The sequence below is a fragment of the Chitinophaga sp. OAE865 genome (genome assembly GCF_040546735.1).
GTDB classification, from domain to species: Bacteria; Bacteroidota; Bacteroidia; order Chitinophagales; family Chitinophagaceae; genus Chitinophaga; species Chitinophaga polysaccharea_A.
Genome location: NZ_JBEPOF010000001.1, coordinates 2648452 through 2664292 on the forward strand (window position 1 = coordinate 2648452; position 15841 = coordinate 2664292).

15 protein-coding genes are annotated in these 15841 nt (G+C 46.8%); 7 read left to right on the forward strand and 8 right to left on the reverse strand.

The features are described 5' to 3' along the window. Nucleotides 1-71: 71 nt before the first annotated feature. Nucleotides 72-683: a hypothetical protein gene (locus ABIE50_RS10815; protein WP_209863595.1), complete on the reverse strand. Its 612-nt coding sequence runs from the start codon at nucleotides 681-683 to the stop codon at nucleotides 72-74. Between the two features lie 185 nt (nucleotides 684-868). Between ABIE50_RS10815 and ABIE50_RS10820 the strand changes: the two genes are divergently transcribed. Further along, on the forward strand, nucleotides 869-1852 hold the full coding sequence (locus tag ABIE50_RS10820; RefSeq protein WP_142683226.1) for a pyruvate dehydrogenase complex E1 component subunit beta: 984 nt from the start codon (nucleotides 869-871) through the stop codon (nucleotides 1850-1852). A 78-nt stretch (nucleotides 1853-1930) separates the two neighbouring features. Here ABIE50_RS10820 and cysM read toward each other — a convergent pair whose 3' ends face one another. From cysM to ABIE50_RS10835, 3 genes are all read right to left on the reverse strand, one after another. Then, nucleotides 1931-2812: a cysteine synthase CysM gene (cysM, locus tag ABIE50_RS10825; protein ID WP_142683225.1), complete on the reverse strand. Its 882-nt coding sequence runs from the start codon at nucleotides 2810-2812 to the stop codon at nucleotides 1931-1933. A gap of 4 nt (nucleotides 2813-2816) precedes the next feature. Next, nucleotides 2817-3629, reverse strand: a complete 813-nt coding sequence (locus tag ABIE50_RS10830; protein WP_142683224.1) for a serine O-acetyltransferase — start codon at nucleotides 3627-3629, stop codon at nucleotides 2817-2819. A gap of 87 nt (nucleotides 3630-3716) precedes the next feature. Next, the gene (locus ABIE50_RS10835) at nucleotides 3717-4265 is read right to left on the reverse strand and encodes a GrpB family protein (RefSeq protein ID WP_209863592.1); all 549 of its coding nucleotides are present in this window, start codon (nucleotides 4263-4265) and stop codon (nucleotides 3717-3719) included. Nucleotides 4266-4367: 102 nt separating this feature from the next. Between ABIE50_RS10835 and ABIE50_RS10840 the strand changes: the two genes are divergently transcribed. From ABIE50_RS10840 to ABIE50_RS10860, 5 genes are all read left to right on the forward strand, one after another. Continuing rightward, nucleotides 4368-5552: a sigma-54-dependent transcriptional regulator gene (locus ABIE50_RS10840; RefSeq protein ID WP_209863590.1), complete on the forward strand. Its 1185-nt coding sequence runs from the start codon at nucleotides 4368-4370 to the stop codon at nucleotides 5550-5552. Between the two features lie 13 nt (nucleotides 5553-5565). Beyond that, nucleotides 5566-6213: an alpha/beta fold hydrolase gene (locus ABIE50_RS10845; protein WP_209863587.1), complete on the forward strand. Its 648-nt coding sequence runs from the start codon at nucleotides 5566-5568 to the stop codon at nucleotides 6211-6213. Nucleotides 6214-6460: 247 nt separating this feature from the next. Beyond that, nucleotides 6461-7660 carry a signal peptidase I gene (lepB, locus tag ABIE50_RS10850; RefSeq protein WP_142683220.1) on the forward strand — a complete coding sequence of 400 codons (1200 nt, stop codon included), beginning with the start codon at nucleotides 6461-6463 and terminating at the stop codon, nucleotides 7658-7660. A 106-nt stretch (nucleotides 7661-7766) separates the two neighbouring features. Further along, nucleotides 7767-8255 (forward strand): cytidine deaminase, encoded by a 489-nt coding sequence (gene cdd, locus ABIE50_RS10855; RefSeq protein ID WP_209863584.1) that lies wholly within the window; start codon nucleotides 7767-7769, stop codon nucleotides 8253-8255. A gap of 317 nt (nucleotides 8256-8572) precedes the next feature. Next, nucleotides 8573-8725 carry a hypothetical protein gene (locus tag ABIE50_RS10860; protein ID WP_209863581.1) on the forward strand — a complete coding sequence of 51 codons (153 nt, stop codon included), beginning with the start codon at nucleotides 8573-8575 and terminating at the stop codon, nucleotides 8723-8725. A 185-nt stretch (nucleotides 8726-8910) separates the two neighbouring features. Here ABIE50_RS10860 and argS read toward each other — a convergent pair whose 3' ends face one another. The 4 genes from argS to ABIE50_RS10880 all read right to left on the reverse strand — a co-directional run bounded on the left by argS (nucleotide 8911) and on the right by ABIE50_RS10880 (nucleotide 13469). Continuing rightward, nucleotides 8911-10839, reverse strand: a complete 1929-nt coding sequence (argS, locus tag ABIE50_RS10865; protein WP_209863578.1) for an arginine--tRNA ligase — start codon at nucleotides 10837-10839, stop codon at nucleotides 8911-8913. Between the two features lie 107 nt (nucleotides 10840-10946). Beyond that, entirely contained in the window at nucleotides 10947-11522 is a 576-nt protein-coding gene (locus ABIE50_RS10870) for a porin family protein (protein WP_209863575.1), read from the reverse strand. Nucleotides 11523-11604: 82 nt separating this feature from the next. Then, nucleotides 11605-12090, reverse strand: coding sequence for a GNAT family N-acetyltransferase (locus tag ABIE50_RS10875; protein ID WP_209863572.1), 486 nt, complete (start codon nucleotides 12088-12090; stop codon nucleotides 11605-11607). Nucleotides 12091-12158: 68 nt separating this feature from the next. Next, on the reverse strand, nucleotides 12159-13469 hold the full coding sequence (locus ABIE50_RS10880) for an OmpA family protein (RefSeq protein WP_354027960.1): 1311 nt from the start codon (nucleotides 13467-13469) through the stop codon (nucleotides 12159-12161). A gap of 311 nt (nucleotides 13470-13780) precedes the next feature. On the opposite strand from ABIE50_RS10880, the gene dnaK reads away from it, so the two are divergent. Then, a complete protein-coding gene (gene dnaK / locus ABIE50_RS10885) occupies nucleotides 13781-15688 on the forward strand; it encodes a molecular chaperone DnaK (protein ID WP_142683213.1) in 1908 nt (635 codons plus the stop codon). The last annotated feature ends 153 nt before the right edge of the window (nucleotides 15689-15841 follow it).

Consider the following 15841-nt stretch of genomic DNA (forward strand, 5'->3'; position numbering starts at 1 on the left):
GTTGGCTAAAATACCGGGTGGGTGATGGAAAAGTTGTTTGCCTGATTCTCCCGGCCTTTAGTCAGCCCCGCTTATTCGGAAAGCACGATCACCGTATCTATATTGTTCACCTGTATCCTTACACTGTCTTTCCCCCTTTTGGCCATCTTCAGCGAATGCAGGGCTTCCTGTGGTTTTACCACATCCTGCCTCACTTTCTCAAAAAACAGGTATTTGTCTTCCACCAGGCTGTAAACCGGGTAGCCGGATAATATGCCCGTACTTTTTGTTTGCAAGGCATAATCATCATCGATTTGATAGCGTTTAAACTCGCTGTCAGACAGCAGGGTGATCGCTGCCACCAGGGCGATGATGCGAAGTGGAGGCAGTAGCAGGCCAAACAGCAGTATAAACGGGAACCCAAAGAAAAGCAGCAGGTAGGCATACCGGGCGTCGTTGCCTGGTTTGGAGAGGCCATAAAGCAGCATCCCCGAGCCGGCGTAGAGGGTAAAAAACACCCTTTCGGTTTGTGTGCCCTTGAAGCCATAGCTGTTGAGCATCAGTAACAGGCATAACAGCGCAAAACAACCGAAAACCAGGTGGATGTACCAGAGGAGCGCCTGCAGTTCAGGCAGTTTTGCCTTTTTGATCTTACAGGAAAGGGCGGCTAAAAAGCACAAGGTCAGGATAGTAATGGTAATCATAGCAGTTGGCAGGGTGTCAATAAAGACTAAAATATAAATATATGAATTTATTTTAATTAATACTATGCAGGCCTTTGTCAGCGGTATAATAATTATTAATCGGTTGTTTGCTTTGCTTTTTCGTTAACAAACAATATTTTTGCCCTGCCTTTCAATAAGGCATTTAACTTTCAATTAAGAATAGCATGCGTCAGATAGCTTTCAGACAAGCCTTAAGAGAAGCCCTGCAGGAGGAATTTCGCCGTGATGAACGGGTATTCCTTATGGGGGAGGAAGTAGCCGAATACAATGGTGCTTATAAAGTGAGCCAGGGAATGCTGGATGAGTTTGGTCCAAAACGCGTTATAGACACGCCGATTGCCGAACTTGGATTTGCTGCTATCGGAGTAGGCGCTGCACAGAACGGCCTGCGTCCGGTGGTTGAATTTATGACCTGGAACTTCGCTGTACTGGCGCTGGACCAGATCCTCAACACTGCTTCAAAAATGCTGGCAATGAGTGGCGGCCAGGTGGGTTGCCCTATCGTTTTCCGCGGGCCAAACGGTTCTGCCGGACAGCTGGGTGCACAACACTCTACTGCATTCGAAAGCTACTACGCCAATATCCCGGGCCTGAAGGTGATATCCGTTTCTAACCCATATGATGCAAAAGGTTTGCTTAAAGCGGCTATCCGCGATGAAGACCCTGTTGTATTCATGGAGAGCGAATTGATGTACGGCGATATGGGAGAAGTACCGGAAGAAGAGTACATTATCCCTATCGGTAAGGCAGATATCAAACGTGCCGGTAAAGATGTAACCATCGTATCTTTCAACAAAATGATGAAAGTAGCGCTGGGTGCGGCTGAGGAACTGGCAAAAGAAGGTATTGAAGCGGAAGTGATCGATCTGCGTACTATCCGTCCGCTGGATTGGTTCACCATCCTGGAGTCTGTGAAGAAAACAAACCGCCTGGTGATTGTTGAAGAACAGTGGCCATTCGCAAGTATTTCTTCCGAAATCACATACCGTATCCAGAAAGAAGGTTTCGACTACCTGGATGCGCCTATCCGCCGTATCACTGCACAGGATGCTCCTATGCACTACGCGCCAAATCTGGTAAAATTATACCTGCCGGATATTGAGCGTACCGTGAAACTGGTGAAGGAAGTAATGTACATGAAGAAATAGCAGCTGCTAAAGAGATAAAAAAGGAACGGAGCGAAGATTTTCTTCGCTCCGTTCCTTTTTTATCTCTTTAAATAATTATCAGGAAAACAGGTCGCTGGAAAGGTACCGGTCGCCGCGGTCACAGATGATACTAACAATAACGCCACTACGTAATTCCTTTGATAACCGTGCTGCCGCTGCTACAGCGCCTCCGCTGCTCATACCGCAAAATACCGCTTCTTCCTTTGCCAACCTTTTCGTCATAGCTCTTGCTTCCTCTTCTGAGATATCCATGATACGGTCTACCCTGGGTCTTTCGAATATTTTTGGAAGATAAGCTTCCGGCCATTTACGGATGCCGGGAATTTTCGAGCCTTCTGTGGGCTGGCATCCCACGATCTGCACATCAGGATTCTGTTCCTTTAAAAAACGGGATACGCCCATAATGGTACCAGTGGTTCCCATGGCGCTTACAAAGTGGGTCACTTCGCCATTGGTATCTTTCCATATTTCCGGCCCGGTGGTTTTATAATGCATACCGTAGTTGTCGGGATTGGCAAACTGGTTCAGCATGTAATAGCCGCCTTTGGCTACCTGGGCATTGGCGTAGTCAATAGAGCCTTCCATCGACAGCTCCTTTGGCGTGAGCGTTACTTTGGCGCCATATACTTCCATGGTTAGTACCCTTTCCCTGGTGGCATCTGCCGGCATTACCAGTTCTATTTCAAGGCCGAAAATACTGGCGATCATGGCCAGTGCTATACCGGTGTTACCGCTGGTAGCTTCTATCAGTTTCATCCCGGGTTTAATATCGCCCCTGTCCAGCGCGCCTTTGATCATGCCATAGGCGGCCCTGTCCTTCACACTGCCGGCGGGATTGTTGCCCTCCAGCTTCGCAAAAATCTTAACAGCCGGGTTGGCGGATATCTTCTTTAATTCTACCATCGGCGTATTGCCGATCAGATCTATGATGGAAGCCATTGTACTAGTCCTGGTTTGTATCTGAAAATTTATGTTCTGCTTTGTAATAGATCCGGGAGAAAGGCTCCACACTTTTAATCAGCCACACGTTCCCGCCTATTACGCTATGATGGCCTATCACCGTATCCCCGCCAAGAATTGTGGCGCCGGCGTAAATCACTACATGTTCCTCTATGGTAGGATGGCGCTTGCTGCGCGCCATGCTTTTTTCTATGCTCAGCGCACCCAGTGTTACGCCCTGGTATAGTTTTACATGCGGCCCTATCACGGTGGTTTCACCGATCACAATACCGGTGCCATGGTCTATGCAACACCACGGTGCAATAACAGCGCCCGGGTGAATATCCACTCCCGTACGGGAATGTGCCAGTTCGGTGATCATTCTTGGCAATACGGGGATCTTCAGCTGGTACAGGGCATGCGCAATGCGGTAAAAGGCAATGGCGTAAAACCCCGGGTAGGCGCGGATTACCTCGTACAAACAGGATGCCGCCGGATCGCCCTGGTATATAGCCGAGGCGTCTTTTGTCAGCTCATCATATATCACCGGCACTTTATTCATAAAATCCCGGCTCAGACCTGCAGCATCTGCAGGCAGCTGGTTTTCCATTGATTGCAGCAATTGCTGCAGCTGCGCTTCCAGCTCATGGCCAAAGCGCTCCAGCGCCAGGGGATCGGCAATCACCTGACCGGTATGTTCGGGGAATAACCAGTTCAGCAGGTGGCTTACAAATTCATCTACTGCACCTGTGGCAGGATAAGCGTTTGCCGCTGCCAGCTGGTGCCGCCGCTTCAACTCTTCCAGAAAATCATTCATATGCGGATCGAATTACAGGTATGGCACTTTAATAGTTACTGAAATTACGCATTAATCCTGTAAAGGTAGTAGACTGTTTACTAATATTCAAGCCTTCTTATCTGCCCATATATAGGCGCCTTCCATGAGTATATCGAATACAGGATCTTTGATATCATAATAAGCATCTGCATTGTTTGGGAAATACTTTGCCAGCTGTTGTTTCACCACTCCATATGCCTGCGCGGCATGTGGATGCGTGCGCAGGTAATCGCGGCACAGCAAAGGATAGCGCTGGTTAAATTTTCCTGCCACCCGTATATGAAGGTTCACCCTTCTGTTCTTCTTAAAGTAGAAATGTTTGTCCAGTTCATCTTCAGCCAGGTCATCTCTGCCCGGGGGACGGTGATCTTTCAAATGTAATTTACGCTCATATCCCAGCAGCTCCAGTGCAGGCTGCAGGGGCGCATCCAGCGAGGCCACTGTTAACTGTACATCAATCACGTCTTTGGCAGCTAATCCCGGAACGCTTGTAGAACCAATGTGGTCAATGGCCAGTGCATATGCTCCTGCCGCTTCTTCCAGCTCCCTGGCTATTTCCCGGAACTCTTCCGGCCAGCGTGGGCTGTATGGTAATATTTCAATTGTTTCCGACATGTTAAATGATCCCTGATATAATGCAATTTTAAGGGATTAATCTTTATTTTTGCCCGTTGTATAAAAGGCGGGTATCGCCGGTCGTACAAAATAAAACTGATTATGGCTAACATTTTAATAATAGACGACGAAAAAAGTATCCGTAAAACACTCACGGAGATTTTAACCTATGAAGGTTACAAGATAGATGAGGCTGCGGATGGAATGGAAGGATTTAAAATGTTCCAGGCAAAGTCATATGATGCCGTTCTTTGCGACATCAAAATGCCTAAAATGGACGGACTGGAATTCCTTGAGAAAGCCCGCGAGGTGAACGGGGACATTCCTATTATCATGGTGTCCGGCCACGGTAATATTGACACGGCGGTAGAAGCGGTGAAAAAAGGCGCTTATGATTATATCTCCAAGCCGCCGGATCTGAACCGCCTGCTCATTACCCTGCGTAATGCGATGGATAAGTCTACCCTGGTAACCGAAACCAAAACCCTGCGCCGCAAGGTGAACAAGGTGCCGGAAATGATAGGGCAATCAGCCCCGATCCTCAAGATCAGGGAAACAATAGAAAAAGTAGCTCCTACCGATGCAAGAGTGCTGGTTACCGGTGAAAACGGGGTAGGTAAAGAACTGGTGGCCAGGTGGCTGCATGAGCGCAGTAACCGCGCTGGCGGACCTATGGTGGAAGTGAACTGCGCTGCCATTCCCGGTGAGCTCATTGAAAGTGAACTGTTCGGCCATGAAAAAGGCTCTTTTACATCTGCCGTAAAACAAAGGATCGGAAAATTTGAACAGGCCAGCGGGGGCACCCTTTTCCTGGATGAAATCGGCGATATGAGCCTCAGCGCCCAGGCAAAAGTGCTGCGCGCCTTACAGGAAGGAAAGATCACCCGCGTGGGCGGCGATAAAGAGATCAGCGTAGATGTAAGGGTAGTAGCCGCTACCAATAAAGACCTGCTGCAGGAAGTGGAAAACAAGAATTTCCGCCTGGATCTCTATCACCGTTTGAGCGTGATCCTGATCCACGTGCCTTCCCTGAACGATCGCCGGGATGATATACCTTTGCTGGTAGATAGCTTCCTGGACAGCGTTTGCAGTGAATATGGCATTTCCCGCAAAGTGGCAGATAAAGAGGCGATGAAGGCTTTACAGAACCATAACTGGACCGGTAATATCCGTGAGCTGAGGAACGTGGTGGAAAGACTGGTGATCCTTTCCGGTAAAACCATTACCGCGGAAGATGTGGATGATTTCGTGGTGCCTGCCCGCGACAAAAGGAAAGTAAGCTCTTAACCGGCATAACAATATGCAAAAACACCTGTATCTGATCAGTGGACTGGGTGCGGATGAGCGCATTTTCAACAACCTGCGTTTTCCCGCCGGTTATCAGGTGCATCACCTGCATTGGATCGCTCCATTGCCGGATGAGCCCATCAGCCGTTATGCGGCCCGCATGGCCCGCAATATTAAGGCTGATGGGACGGTTACACTGATAGGTGTTTCCTTTGGAGGTATTATGAGCCTGGAAATAGCCAGGCATATTCCCGTGGAAAAGAACATCCTTCTTTCCAGCATTAAACGGAGCTCGGAAAAACCTCCTTACTATAACTGGGTAAAAAAGCTCAGGCTGCACAAATTACCGGACAGCCTGCTGTACCAGCGGCGAAATATCATTGTCAGGAAATTCCTCAATATCGAAACACCGGAAGAGCGTATGCTGGTAAATGAATACCTGGCAAAACGCGACTATGCCTACACACGTTGGGCGGTAAATGCCATCCTGCACTGGGAAAACGAAGAGGTGCCGGAAGGTTTGGTACATATCCACGGCGCCCTTGATATGCCCTTCCCTGTTAAATATCTGCAACCTACACATGTGATCCCGGATGGTGGCCATTTTATGGTACTAAACCGTTCAGCAGCCATCAACCGTATCCTGGAAGAAGTGCTCTGAACAGGATCAGCGCAACACCAGTAATTCCTCCAGGTTCTTAATAATATTTACATTCTCCGGAAGCGGCCTGATATCCAAAGCGGAAGAAGTCGTAATAGGCAATTCATCAATAGGTACACCATATACTTAAAAATTATAATAAACAATCTTTTAATCTATTTTTAAGAAAACTTTTGTAGCCTTATAGCAACAGGCTGACAACAGAATATTATATTTGCCTTTTTAAGCATCTAATAAGCGTAACTGAATGAACCTGGCATTTTGGAAAAAAAACAAAGACAGTCAGCCTAAGAAAAAGAAATCTGCGGTTAGAGAATGGTTAGACGCTGCGATCTTCGCTATTATAGCAGCCACGCTTATCCGCACCTTTATTTTTGAGGCCTATACGATCCCGACACCTTCAATGGAAAAGACCTTACTTGTGAACGACTTCCTGTTTGTGAGCAAGATCAGTTACGGACCACGTATCCCAATGACTCCGCTGGCGGTACCTTTTGTACATCATACCCTGCCTTTCACCAAATCTGCCAAAGCCTATTCTGAGGCGGTAAAGTGGAAATACAGGCGCCTGCCGGGTTTTTCAGAGATCAAGCGGTATGATGTCGTAGTATTTAATTTCCCTGAAGGAGACACCGTAGCCATTGATTCACCGGATCCCAGCTATTATGGCATGGTACGGCAGTTTGGCTGGCAGTCGGTTCAAAACTCTTACAAGATCATTCAACGCCCTGTAGATAAAAGGGAAAACTATATTAAACGTTGCATGGCCGAAGCCGGCGATACCATCCGGATCGTTAAAGGCGCAGTATACGTGAACGGCCAGGCAGCGCCGGTTCCCCCGGGCAGCCAGCACAAATACGTGGTGGAAACCACCGGCGATCAGCTGAACAGCAGCCGTTTGGAGGACCTGGGCATCGCCACTTCCGGCCCTGATTTCTACCAGCTGGATGCCAATAAATACATTTACAACCTCACCCCCGCCAATGTAACCGCATTGGAACAGTTCAAGCCGATTGTAAAAGATATTAAAATATACCAGGAGTCTGATTTTACGGACTTCAACTACAATAATGTTTTCCCGCACGACACCGCGCACTTCAAATGGACAGAAGAAAACTTCGGCCCGTTATATATTCCGAAGAAAGGCGTTACCGTTAAGCTGGATGAAAGCAATATTGCCCTGTATGATCGTGTGATCCGGGTGTATGAAGGAAATACCCTGGAGAGAAAAGACGGTAAGTTTATCATTAATGGTCAGCCTGCAGACAGCTACACTTTTAAAATGAACTATTACTGGATGATGGGGGATAACCGTAACAATTCCCTTGACTCCCGTTTTTGGGGCTTTGTGCCGGAAGACCATGTGGTGGGTAAAGCCTGGCTGATCTGGATGAGCTACGGAGAAGGCGGTATCCGCTGGAGCCGTATCTTCAGAAATATTAAGTAAGTACGGCAGGAAATATAATTTGAAGTAAATTACGGACCGGCAATATGCCGGTCCGTCGTTGTCTTACCCCGGCAACGGGCGTACGAAAATCCTTTCAACTATTGTTATGGAAAAACAATTGCTGCATATTGAATACGAAGTATATAATGATCTTAGCGATCTTTCAGACGCAGACGCCTGGCTCCTGAAGGAAGCAAGAGAGGTAACGGCCAATGCTTATGCACCTTATTCCCGTTTCCAGGTGGGCGCAGTGATCCGGCTGGCTAACGGCGAAATCATTGCCGGCTCCAACCAGGAAAACGCTTCTTATCCTATAGGGCTGTGCGCAGAGCGGGTAGCCCTTGCATCAGCAGCTTCTATGTACCCCAATATCGATATTGATACCATTGCAGTCAGTTACAATAACCTCAACGGTGAAAGTACACATCCCATATCTCCCTGTGGCATATGCAGGCAAACCCTGTCGGAGTACGAACGGAAACAGGACAGCCCTATCCGGGTGATCATGGGAGGATTAACCGGCAGGATATACGTGATCAGCCGGGCCAACGACCTGTTGCCGCTTTCCTTTAGTGGCGACGAACTGGGACTGTAATTATTACATGTTAATAAGTTTTAATTTAAATAATATTATTTATATATTTGTCGGGCGCCCTTTGGGTGCTGCGACCTATGAAACCCTGTCAGCTATCAGTTAGTATATGTTGTATAGTATTGCTTACTGCTGTGTATAGTGAACCGGCCTCCTGTTACTTTGATAAAAAGGAAGCAATAGTTGTTAACTATCGTACAGGCCTATACGTTGTTAAGGATACCCTTAAGACAGTGAACCGTTATCAGTATCTGGCACACGACTTGTACGAAAAAAAACTTTTTAAACGGGCAATAGTGCAATGGAAAAAAGTGTTACACTTGCAACCTACCAACGCTTTTGCTATGTTTATGCTCGGAAAATCGTATATGGGTGCGGGTGAGCAGGAGAAGGGGGAACGCCTATGCGATGAAGCTATCATGATTGGAGAACAACAGGACAAAAATATTTGCCACAGTGTAGAGGGATTTTAAACGGCGCATAAAGGATAGGCAAGCTCCTTTTTCGCTGCGCTGCTTACTGTGGTATTTTCTTCGGCAACTTCGGCCACGGCGGCTGTAAGTTGCTAACGCTGCAACCCGTAAGGGCTGCAGCGTTTTAATGGAAAAGAAAAGGAAGGCATTGCGCCTTCCTTTTTCTTTTATCAGTTGAATAATGATTACATTCTTTCCGGTACTCTTATGCCCAGTAATTTCATGCCCTGGGCAATGGTATGCGCTGTGAGCATAATAATTTGTAAACGCAGTTTCTTCTTTTCTTCTGAAGAGGCCCTCATTACCGAATAGGTATATACGCCATCAACTTTTTCTGCATAGAACGAATTAAATACCTGCGCCAGCTGGAAGATGTAGTTAGCAATAACAGAAGGACTGAATTCACGGTAAGCTTCTGCCAGCACTCCCGGGAACTGCTCATTCAGGATGATCAGTTCTTTTTCCAGTGGTAATAAATCTCCTTCATGTTTGTATGCCGCTAAGTTTTCCACAACGCCTGCATCCTTGATAATTGATTTAATACGTGCATGCGCGTATTGGATAAATGTAGCCGTAAATCCATGCAGGTTGATGGATTCTTCAGGGTTAAAGATCATTTTCTTTTTAGGATCCACCCGCAGCAAGAAGAACTTCAGACCACCAAGACCAACTGTTTCATATAATTCACGCAGCTCTTCTTCAGAGAAAGTTTCCAGGTTTTTGCCCTGTTCTTTGGTTTGATTTTCAGCTGTAGTGATCATTTCCGTGATCATATCATCTGCATCTACCACGGTACCTTCCCGGCTTTTCATCCGGCCATGCGGTAATTCCACCATGCCATAGCTGAGATGGTGAATGCCTTTGGCAGAAGGTTCTCCCAGCTTCTCCATGATCAGCTGGAGCACTTTGAAGTGATAATTCTGTTCATCGGCCACTACATATACGCTCTGGTCCATGTGATACTGCTCATATTTCAAACGCGCAGTGCCAAGGTCCTGTGTCATATATACAGAGGTGCCGTCGCCACGGAGCAGTAATTTCTGATCCAATCCGTCGGCGGTCAGATCGATCCACACCGAATTATCTTCTTTTTTAAATAACACGCCCTTCTCCAAACCTTCTGCCACCAGGTTTTTACCCAGGAGATAAGTTTCGCTCTCATAATACATCTGGTCGAAATCAATACCCAGGCGTTTGTAGGTTTCATTAAAACCTTCATATACCCAGCTATTCATGGTAGCCCACAGTTCCCTTACTTCAGGATTGCCGGCTTCCCATTGCTGCAGCATGATCTTCGCCTGCTGCATGATCTCTGTTTTATTGCGCGACATCTCTTTGATGTCGTCCATAATTTTGCCTGTTTTTTCCTTATCCTCTTTTACTTCCGGCTTGTGCAGGGCAGTAACCAGCTTCTCCAGCTTTTCGGTTTCTGCGCTGTCGAAATCACGGAAGTCATTTTCCAGTACCCGGTCAATAATAATTTCCGCCTGCTCTTTCACCACGGATTCAAACTTCACATAGTAGTCGCCCACCAGGTGATCGCCTTTAATACCGGTCGATTGCGGGGTATCGCCGTGTGCAAACATTTGCCAGGCGAGCATGGACTTACAGATATGGATACCGCGGTCATTTACCAGGTTGGCTTTGATTACCTCGTAGCCATTGGCTTTCATGATCTCAGCAATGGAATATCCCAGGAAATTATTACGCAGGTGGCCGAGGTGTAAGGGTTTGTTGGTATTGGGAGATGAATATTCTACCATAATCCTTTTGCCATTGGCAGGCTGCATACCAATGTTTACATCACTGTAATGTTGCTTAAGGAATTCCGTCCAGTAAGCATCATTGATACTCAGGTTCAGGAAGCCTTTTACTACATTGAATCGCGCAATCAGTTCCGGGTAGTGGGCAGTCAGGTATTCTCCGATTCGCTGTGCAGTTTCTTCCGGTTTTTGCCGGCTGAATTTTGTAAAAGAGAAAACCACAATGGTATACTCACCTTCGAATTCAGGCTTGGTAGTGTTAATAGCAATATCCGCTACTGTTAGCTGCTGATTGTAAAGTGAATTAATGGCGGCCACGGCGGCCGTTCTGATGGATTGTACAACACTCATGCTGAAAATGATTAATGCGAGGGGCAAAGATAGTTAATTAGCCGAAAGCAGCGAAGGTTGTCTGATAAAGACAACCTTCGCTGATCCGGAATATTTTGTTTCCCGCATTAAAAAGTATAAAACACGCCTACCTGTGCTACAGAATTTTTACTGTCTACCTGATCGGAGTCATATACCTTGGTCAGGCCGAAATTATACCTGCCGCTTACACCGAGCCCCATATCGAACTTATAGCCAAAACCGAAGCCCAGTCCAAAATCGACCGACTGCATATTATTCTTAATATCTACAGTTACATCACCAGACTTTACTTTGGCCGCGGTAAGAAAGCCTACCTGCGGACCTGCTTCCAGGTAAAATTCCGGTACAATGGAGTACTGTACCATTACGGGAACATTGATGTAATTAACCTTTACGGTATTGGAAGAGGTTAACCATAATACACTTCTTTCTGCTTTGGTGCCCTGGGTAGAATATACAAGTTCCGGTTGGATGGCCCAGGTCTTGCCCAGCCCGATATTTACAAGTCCCCCTGCGTGAAAGCCTGCAAGGGCTTTGGAACCGTCGGTAGCCGTTAGTTTGGAGATGTTCAAACCGCCTTTAACACCGAATTTTACATTTTGTGCTTGTACTGCCAGCATAGTTCCGATGGCTAATACGCCAGACAGAATAAGTTTTTTCATGATATATTATTTTGTAGGCCCCCGGTGGGCAAGAAGTATGCCGTTTTAGAAAGAGGAATAAAACTCCACCGGTTGCGGAAAATTATAAATCCTTCAGCATCCAGCTGTCACAGCCAAAATGGCCGGTGTCTCCCATGGGACCTGACAGGTACCTGAATCCAAACTGCTCATATACCTTCCTGGCCCTGGCCAGTTCTGGCGCAGTTTCCAGGTAGCATTGCGTATAGCCGTTTTGTTTAGCGTAATCCAGGCACATGGTGATCAGCTTGCCTGCCAGCCCTTTGCCCCGGGCTTCGGGCAGGAGATACATCTTCTGCAGCTCGCATATATGTGCTTCTCCGCCATCCAGCGGGTGGATACCTGCGCCGCCGATGATCCTGCCATTGGCCAGTGCCACATAGTATTCTGCGCGGGGAATATCAAACAGCTGGGAAAGGTGATCGGTGGTGGGATCTGAAAACGCGGTACCGGCTTTATTCATGCCGAATTCCGTTAGCGTGGTTTTTACAATGTGTGCAATGGCCGGATCGTCTGCCGGCACTATCGTTCTGATGAGGTATGGTTCCATAAAATGAAAATAGGGATTTTTTGATTTTTACATCAAAAAATCCCTATGATCTTTAATCAGTAAGCGGGTTAGAATATAGTGAATTCTACTCTTCTGTTTTTCTGCCTTCCTGCGGCTGTTTTATTGCTGGCAATAGGTTGTGTCATGCCATAACCTACAGCTTCAATTTTAGAAGAATTCACGCCTTTACCCACCAGGTAAGCTTTTACGGATTCGGCTCTTTCCCTTGACAGGGCCAGGTTCCGCTCTTTGCTGCCCACATTGTCTGTATGGCCGCTCAGCTTCAGGTTAAGGTTTTTGCGTTTTAACAGTTCTGCCACCCGGTCGAGCGCTGCATAAGAGCTGGGCTTGATACTGGCCTTTGCAAAATCAAATTCCAGGTTCTGGATGGCTTCCCTTACAATGCGGTTATCTTCTTCTGTAATCACCACTTTCTCTTCTACTTTTGGTGGCTCTGGTACCGGCAGCGGGCAACCGGAACCGTCTACTTTGGTATTGGCAGGTGTGCCCGGGCATTTATCGAAGAAGTCGGAAACACCGTCCCCGTCGGCGTCTTTTGTCAGCTTATCCACATCGGCCGTCAACCTGGCATTGTTCTGGTTGGCAGCATCCAGGGAAGCCGCCAGTGAGGCTTTCTGGGCTTCCAGTTCGTCGTACATCACTTTGGCAGGATTAGACCACTGCAGCTGTTTTTTGCCTTTCTTTCCAAGAGCAAACTCCAGACCTGCATAGCCATAGGAGTACTTATCCTTGTTGGGGCCATAGTTGTAGCCGTCGAGGTTGTCTGCATCGGTGTAATACATGGTGTAGCCGAGGTCAAGATTGACGAACTCCGACAGCCTGAACTTAAGGCCGGCGCCCACCGGGATGATCAGTTCCTTGATGGCTTTATCATCCGCTTTATAGGCAAAACTGGTGTTGTCGTTCCTGGTTACGGTTGGCTTATAGCCTGCCAATCCGCCGCCCACAGAGGCATACAGCTGTACGAAGTTCTCCCGGGATAACCAGTTGATGGTAGTGATATTAAACACCGCATTTAAGGTACCGGACCAGTTCAGCTTTGTTTCGTACGACTTATACGGCCTGTTGGGAAGGGAGCCGTTACCGAGCTCTTTACTGTTGTCGGCCTGTAGTTTTCCTCCTACATAGTCTGCCCGCAGGGCCAGGAAGTGGAGGATCTGGTACTTCACATAGGCGCCGTATCCGAATGATCCTTTCCATTTGGTAAAGTCATTACTGCCACCGGTAGGTACTACAGGAGCCAATGCACCGCCATTTATACCGATCGACCATGTTTTGTAGTCACTGGGTCCGCTGAATAATTTGGCTGTAGGCACGGCTGCAGAAACAGAAGGTTGATCCTGAGCCTGGCTCAACATTGGGGTGGTCGCTAGTAAAAGGCACGCAGCCCTCCATAAAATGGATTTGTTCATAAGAATAACGTTAGGTTACACAATTTGTACAATAGTTAAAACAACAGGTTAGGAACAAAATAGCTAAAGGCAGGCGAGGTTATGAACAATTTAATTGACCAGTTATTTGGATGTTTACCAACAACATAACTGTGAATCTGCACCCAAATATAGGGTACCTGACTGACATAATTTCATATTTTTTTGCTTGGCATAATCATTGACAAACCAACGACAAACACGAAAATACTTACAACTAAAGGATAATCTTTAATACTATGGGAAAAATAATAGGCATTGACTTAGGAACTACCAATTCATGCGTTGCCGTAATGGAAGGTAACGAACCGGTAGTGATTGCCAATGATGAGGGAAGGAGAACAACCCCATCTGTAGTGGCATTTTTAAAGAACGGAGAAAGGAAAGTAGGTGACCCCGCAAAGCGTCAGGCTATTACCAACCCCGTAAACACAATTATGTCAGTGAAGCGTTTCATGGGCCGTCATTTTGACGAAGTAGCCAGTGAGGTGAGCCATGTTACATATAAAGTGGTAAAAGGGGACAACAATACCACCAGAATCGATATAGACGGCAGATTATATACTCCGCAGGAAATTTCAGCAATGATCCTGCAGAAAATGAAGAAAACGGCTGAAGACTACTTAGGCCAGGAAGTAACTGAAGCGGTAATTACCGTTCCTGCTTACTTTAATGATGCACAACGTCAGGCTACCAAAGAAGCCGGTGAAATTGCCGGTCTCGCTGTTCGCCGTATCATTAACGAGCCTACTGCTGCTGCACTGGCTTATGGTATGGATAAAAAGCATAGCGACAGCAAAATCGCTGTATTTGACCTCGGTGGCGGTACCTTCGATATCTCCATCCTGGAATTAGGTGATGGCGTATTTGAAGTAAAATCTACCAACGGTGATACACACCTCGGTGGTGACGACTTCGATAAAGTGATCATGGATTGGCTGGCTGATGAATTTAAAAAAGATGAAGCAGTAGATTTACACAAAGACCCAATGTCATGGCAGCGTTTAAAGGAAGCTGCTGAAAAAGCAAAGATCGAGTTATCTTCTTCTCAGGAAACTGAAATCAATCTTCCTTATATCACTGCAGTGGACGGAGTTCCCAAACACTTAGTGAAAAAACTGACCCGTGCTAAATTTGAGCAGCTGAGCGACAGCCTGGTGGAAAGAACACTGGAACCTTGCCGCAAAGCATTGAAAGATGCCGGTTTGAACACTTCTGAAATTGATGAAATTATACTGGTAGGTGGTTCTACCCGTATTCCAAAGATCCAGGAAGTAGTTGAAAAATTCTTCGGTAAAAAACCTAATAAAGGTGTTAACCCGGATGAAGTGGTGGCTGTAGGTGCCGCTATCCAGGGTGGTGTACTCACCGGTGAAGTGAAAGACGTACTGTTACTGGACGTTACTCCGCTGTCACTCGGTATCGAAACAATGGGTGGTGTAATGACCAAACTCATCGAATCCAATACCACCATTCCTACCAAGAAATCAGAAACCTTCTCTACTGCAGCAGATAGCCAGCCTAGCGTGGAAATCAATGTACTGCAGGGTGAAAGGCCAATGGCTAACCAGAACAGGACACTGGGCCGCTTTATCCTCGGCGATATTCCTCCTGCTCCGCGTGGCGTTCCACAGATTGAAGTAACTTTCGATATTGACGCCAACGGTATCCTGCACGTAACTGCAAAGGATAAAGGCACCGGAAAAACCCAGAACATCAAAATTGAAGCTGGTAGCGGTTTGAGCAAGGAAGAAATCGAAAAGATGAAAGCCGAAGCAAAAGCCAATGAATCTTCAGACAGGGAACAACGCGAAAAGATCGAAAAGCTCAATAAAGCAGACAGCCTGATATTCCAAACCGAAAAACAGGTGAAAGAATACGGTGATAAACTGCCTGCTGATAAAAAGGCTACTATCGAAGCTGCACTTGAAAAGCTGAGAGAAGCGCATAAGTCACAGGACAGCGCTCAACTGGATACTGCTACCGCAGAACTGGAAGCTGCCTGGACTGCTGCATCTGAAGAACTCTACAAAGCTTCCCAGGGTCAGCCGGAAGGTGGCCAGCCTAACAGCGGTCAGCAACAGGGCCAACCCCAGGGTGGTGGAAACGACGGAGTTACCGACGCAGAATTCGAAGAAGTAAAATAACACAGCGCAGATTTTATCTGACTCACTGATTTTTATTTTTTGAATTTTATAATATTTAAAGGGAGATAGAGGCGTTTATTCGCTTCTATCTCCCTTTTTTTGCCTGAGTCAGACAAAAATCAGGCAATACCCGCGTCGCGTTTTTTCCTTACT

What these genes read in the sequence shown, in the direction of transcription:
- ABIE50_RS10815 (WP_209863595.1), bottom strand. Translation starts at nt 683, where the DNA reads ATGATTACCATTACTATCCTGACCTTGTGCTTTTTAGCCGCCCTTTCC.
- ABIE50_RS10820 (WP_142683226.1), top strand. Translation starts at nt 869, where the DNA reads ATGCGTCAGATAGCTTTCAGACAAGCCTTAAGAGAAGCCCTGCAGGAG.
- cysM (WP_142683225.1), bottom strand. Translation starts at nt 2,812, where the DNA reads ATGGCTTCCATCATAGATCTGATCGGCAATACGCCGATGGTAGAATTA.
- ABIE50_RS10830 (WP_142683224.1), bottom strand. Translation starts at nt 3,629, where the DNA reads ATGAATGATTTTCTGGAAGAGTTGAAGCGGCGGCACCAGCTGGCAGCG.
- ABIE50_RS10835 (WP_209863592.1), bottom strand. Translation starts at nt 4,265, where the DNA reads ATGTCGGAAACAATTGAAATATTACCATACAGCCCACGCTGGCCGGAA.
- ABIE50_RS10840 (WP_209863590.1), top strand. Translation starts at nt 4,368, where the DNA reads ATGGCTAACATTTTAATAATAGACGACGAAAAAAGTATCCGTAAAACA.
- ABIE50_RS10845 (WP_209863587.1), top strand. Translation starts at nt 5,566, where the DNA reads ATGCAAAAACACCTGTATCTGATCAGTGGACTGGGTGCGGATGAGCGC.
- lepB (WP_142683220.1), top strand. Translation starts at nt 6,461, where the DNA reads ATGAACCTGGCATTTTGGAAAAAAAACAAAGACAGTCAGCCTAAGAAA.
- cdd (WP_209863584.1), top strand. Translation starts at nt 7,767, where the DNA reads ATGGAAAAACAATTGCTGCATATTGAATACGAAGTATATAATGATCTT.
- argS (WP_209863578.1), bottom strand. Translation starts at nt 10,839, where the DNA reads ATGAGTGTTGTACAATCCATCAGAACGGCCGCCGTGGCCGCCATTAAT.
- ABIE50_RS10870 (WP_209863575.1), bottom strand. Translation starts at nt 11,522, where the DNA reads ATGAAAAAACTTATTCTGTCTGGCGTATTAGCCATCGGAACTATGCTG.
- ABIE50_RS10875 (WP_209863572.1), bottom strand. Translation starts at nt 12,090, where the DNA reads ATGGAACCATACCTCATCAGAACGATAGTGCCGGCAGACGATCCGGCC.
- ABIE50_RS10880 (WP_354027960.1), bottom strand. Translation starts at nt 13,469, where the DNA reads ATGTTGAGCCAGGCTCAGGATCAACCTTCTGTTTCTGCAGCCGTGCCT.
- dnaK (WP_142683213.1), top strand. Translation starts at nt 13,781, where the DNA reads ATGGGAAAAATAATAGGCATTGACTTAGGAACTACCAATTCATGCGTT.